The sequence below is a fragment of the Reichenbachiella sp. genome, assembly GCF_039941815.1.
Classification (GTDB): Bacteria; Bacteroidota; Bacteroidia; order Cytophagales; family Cyclobacteriaceae; genus Reichenbachiella.
Genome location: NZ_JBDVDW010000054.1, coordinates 1 through 3,742 on the forward strand (window position 1 = coordinate 1; position 3,742 = coordinate 3,742).

The 3,742-nt window shown below is 46.3% G+C and carries 4 protein-coding genes; 1 reads left to right on the forward strand and 3 read right to left on the reverse strand.

Features of this window, described 5'->3' with window-relative positions:
- On the forward strand, positions 1 to 316 hold a 316-nt coding region (locus ABJF11_RS11855), incomplete at its 5' end, for a phosphomethylpyrimidine synthase ThiC (protein ID WP_348120070.1).
- Between the two features lie 154 nt (positions 317 to 470).
- On the opposite strand, the gene ABJF11_RS11860 is transcribed toward ABJF11_RS11855, so the two are convergent.
- The 3 genes from ABJF11_RS11860 to ABJF11_RS11870 all read right to left on the reverse strand — a co-directional run.
- Entirely contained in the window at positions 471 to 2,189 is a 1,719-nt protein-coding gene (locus ABJF11_RS11860; protein ID WP_348120071.1) for a DGQHR domain-containing protein, read from the reverse strand.
- A gap of 15 nt (positions 2,190 to 2,204) precedes the next feature.
- Entirely contained in the window at positions 2,205 to 3,164 is a 960-nt protein-coding gene (locus ABJF11_RS11865) for a site-specific DNA-methyltransferase (protein ID WP_348120072.1), read from the reverse strand.
- A 339-nt stretch (positions 3,165 to 3,503) separates the two neighbouring features.
- Positions 3,504 to 3,742: hypothetical protein (locus ABJF11_RS11870; protein ID WP_348120073.1), on the reverse strand; the 239-nt coding region annotated here is incomplete at its 5' end.

The window sequence follows — 3,742 nt, forward strand, 5'->3', positions numbered from 1 at the left end:
GGGGGCGGCCGCCCGCGACGACGCACTGTCCCGCGCCCGCTTCGAATTCCGCTGGGAAGACCAGTTCAACCTCGGCCTCGACCCGGACCGGGCGCGTGACTTCCACGACCAGACGCTGCCCAAGGACGCCCACAAGACCGCCCACTTCTGCTCCATGTGCGGCCCCAAGTTCTGCGCCATGGAGATCACCAACCTCGTCCGCGACTACGCCAAGGACGGCATGGACGAGATGAGCGAGAAGTTCAAGGAAGAGGGTGCGGAGCTCTACAAGGAAGACTACCTCGACAAGAAGGCGGCGAGCGGCGACGACGACTAAGTCTCCCTACTCCTTCACCGAATACGCAAAGGCCGGGCATTGCCCGGCCTTTTTCTTCTCATAGCCTCGGCAAATACGCCCTCACCCCTGCGTTTTCTGAAACAATCCCCGAATTCAGGTTTATCTCAGCAATAAAGGAAAATGACACTTTAAATTAATTGAAGTATTTCTGGTAGATCGCCTCAGCCATACGATTGTACTGACTGGAATGATAATCTTTAAATTTGAAAAATTTAAGGTCGGAAAGACTAGCCTTGTAGTCATCAACTTCGGCTGTCTTCCCGTTTTCAATCAATAGCCGCAAGCATATCAAAATCGCGTTGATATTCGTCGTCGTGAGCATTCGACCTTCAACATTCTTATCCGTCGTCCATGAACCAGGTTTTGATGTCATTTTCACTGCAATCAATAATTTGTTGATCTCCTGAACACAGAACTCAACGTATTTTGTAAGGGCTGTGCTATCTTCGGTTTCAACCATTTTTTCTTTTTGAGCGTCATCCCACAGATGGAACAGAGAGTCATCTCCGCTTGTTTTTACTAATGGCTTGAGACCGTAACTAACTATAGAGGTCGTTTTTAGCTTATTTTTATCAAACCAATACCGTTCGACCCGCCCATTAAGAGGGCCGGAACCCCGATCAAGTTCACCGATAACACGCGTGGCAATCGACTCGGCTGAAAACGGCTCCAAGACTAGACCGATGGCTTGCTTCAGGTTCGATTTTGCATTCGTTTGGGTTGAATTTATTTCAAGGAACAGGCGTGCCTCGAACTTCTCTTTTTCAGCATCGCTAATGCCTTTCGGATAAATAATACCCGTGACCAAAAGGTTCTGCTTCACGCGGAGCTTAGCAATTTCGGCATCGTCGTTGACAGCCTCATAATAGGAGTACGTTCGGTGTTGTCCATCTATCAACCCTACTGAATTACTTCGTCTTGGTAGTTGGATCGTCACTGGTTGGGTTTTAGTGATCGTCGCTGGATCCACCGTCTCCTGTTTTTCGTTAACAATTTTGGTATCATATGGAAGCGTTGCAATAATGTTATTCACAAACACCCGCTTATTCACTCTCAAATGTTTTCGAATTGCCTCAATTTTCGGTTTCGAAATCATCCGTTGATAGAGATTATGGGAGTCCTTCCAACCATCTTTTCTTAGGACGTAAGAACGTTTCAACAATGCATCAGGATCTACGTAAAAGGAGACGACGTTAAACCCTTTATTGAAGTTTGAATTGCTCTCAGGGAGCAAGAACCCGTTGTAATTCTCCAATTCGCTAGCCACACCAATTTTCCCTCCAGCACCAATCAAGGTGGGAGAGATTTCAAGAAAATCAAACAATTCGTATTGAGCGGTTTTCTTCGTGCAATCTGTTAGATTTGCAAAATATCTCAATTCTGCATAATCAAGGTACTTCGGGTTGGGTACGTTTTCTTTTAACGAAGCATCTACTGCATTGAGGCTACAATATACAATTTTCACTATTACTTCGGCGGAATTGTACTTGCTTAGAAGTTCAAATTTCAGGTCTTCGTTCAGGTCACATAAAAATTGGCAAAAACCTGCGGGATCCGTATGGATCTTTTCGTAAATAATATTCTTTGGCTTTAAGTGAGCACCTACGTTGGTTGTAGTAGTGTATTCAAGGCAGACAAGGATGTTCTCGTTGACGAAGACATCATCGAAATCTGTCGCCTGTCCTTTAAACGAAAATTCTTTATCGGCTAGTCCAGGTATTCGCTTGAATCCCGTCAAGCGAAACACACCTCGAACCATTTTTTTATGGCTCGACTGGATATTCTTTTGTTTTTTCTCTTCAGCCGTAAGTTTCGGCTTCCTTTTCTTTTTTTTCTTAGCAGCTATAGCCAACTCAGCCCCCCTTCGCTACTCCGCAGCAACACTGTTATCTCGCCACTCCTGGGGAATTTCGGATACCTTTTCCCCTTTTTTGGGCGTCCGAACGCTTTTCCCTCCAGGCCTAAATTTCAGAGTGCCGTTTTCAAATGCTTTTATTCTCTCTCTTGCAAGACCGACATATGACTTGTCTTTTTCAATACCTACGCCAATTCGCCCGTGCCTCATTGCCGCAATTACAGAAGTTCCTGCACCAACAAATGGGTCTAGGACGGTGTCTCCTTTGTCCGTGAAAGCCAACACACATCGCTCAGCCAATTCACTTGGGAATTGGCATGGGTGAGGGGTTTTTTCGGGATGGTTTGATTTAACATTAGGCAGTGACCAAAGAATATCTTCTCGAAATGCAACCTCTGAAGAAAAGACCCAAAAATCGGAAGGGTTTTTCCCCAACGGGTTGCCGCTTGGCTTCCCAGCCTTATCCCCTTTGTTACTAGAGTGCCGTTTCCCTGGATAGAGTTGCGGCACCCTTACAGGGTCTAAGTTGAATTTGTACTCGCAGGTCTTTGAGAACCATAAAAGTGTCTCATATCGGCCTGAGAAACGCTTATCAGCGTGTAGTCCGAAATTGAAATGCCATATGATACGGTTTCGCAACTGGAAACCTTGGTCGATAAAAATTTTATAAAAATAATAATCTAAAGGAAAAACCTCACCATCTTTAACATAATTTCCGACTTGCCAACAAATGCTACCATTTGGCTTTAACACATTACATAATTTTTCAATTATTGGTTTGAGCCATGAAATGTATTCATCAAGGCTTAATTTATTATCTTTTTCGTATTCTTTTCCAATATTGTATGGAGGAGATGTAACTATCAGGTCCACAGATTCGCTATCAAGCTGATCCAATTTCTTGAGCGAATCACCGTGAATAATTTTACTCTCACAAGCGACCGATTGCTTATTTCTCTTACGGCTCGCCATGGCTTCTTTCTATTCCTCCCTTCATCAAATTAAGACCACCCAATTCTGAACCAGCAAGTTCATAATTCTCCGGATAGTCGAATCAAACCTGAATCTGACACTTTTGAGAGCGCGCCAGTCTCGGACACCGATTCTCAATAGAGTATACTTTATGATTGTAGTTCAGGGGACCGAGTTCCCTGGAATTTTTTCTTACTCCTGTGAGCCTCTCTAGGCACTATCCCATCACGCGCCTGGGAGCATTCGATTACACCGAATCACTGAACGCCTGACGGCCGTATAGTTCCCAAGCGTCGAGCATAAAAAAGGCCGGGCACTGTTGTCTGTCACGCGTCGACGTCAGGCCCCCAGATAGGCGTTCCGAAACGCGATCCGGCATTCCGCCGGGTTGAAGTTGCGTTTGAAGGCCGTGGGGTCGCCGGGCAGCACGCGGCACCACAGGAAGCGCGGGCCGGGCTGGTTGCGGATGAAGTCATGAGCATCCGCGATCTGATCGGCCGAGGTGATTTCCTTGACGCTGGGAATGCCCGATCCCTGGGCGACCATGGCGAGGTTGGTGCGCTGGGCCGTGTGGCCTT

Bases quoted from the DNA above. Each gene is read 5' to 3' on its own strand.
- ABJF11_RS11865 (WP_348120072.1), bottom strand. From the start codon at position 3,164: ATGGCGAGCCGTAAGAGAAATAAGCAATCGGTCGCTTGTGAGAGTAAA.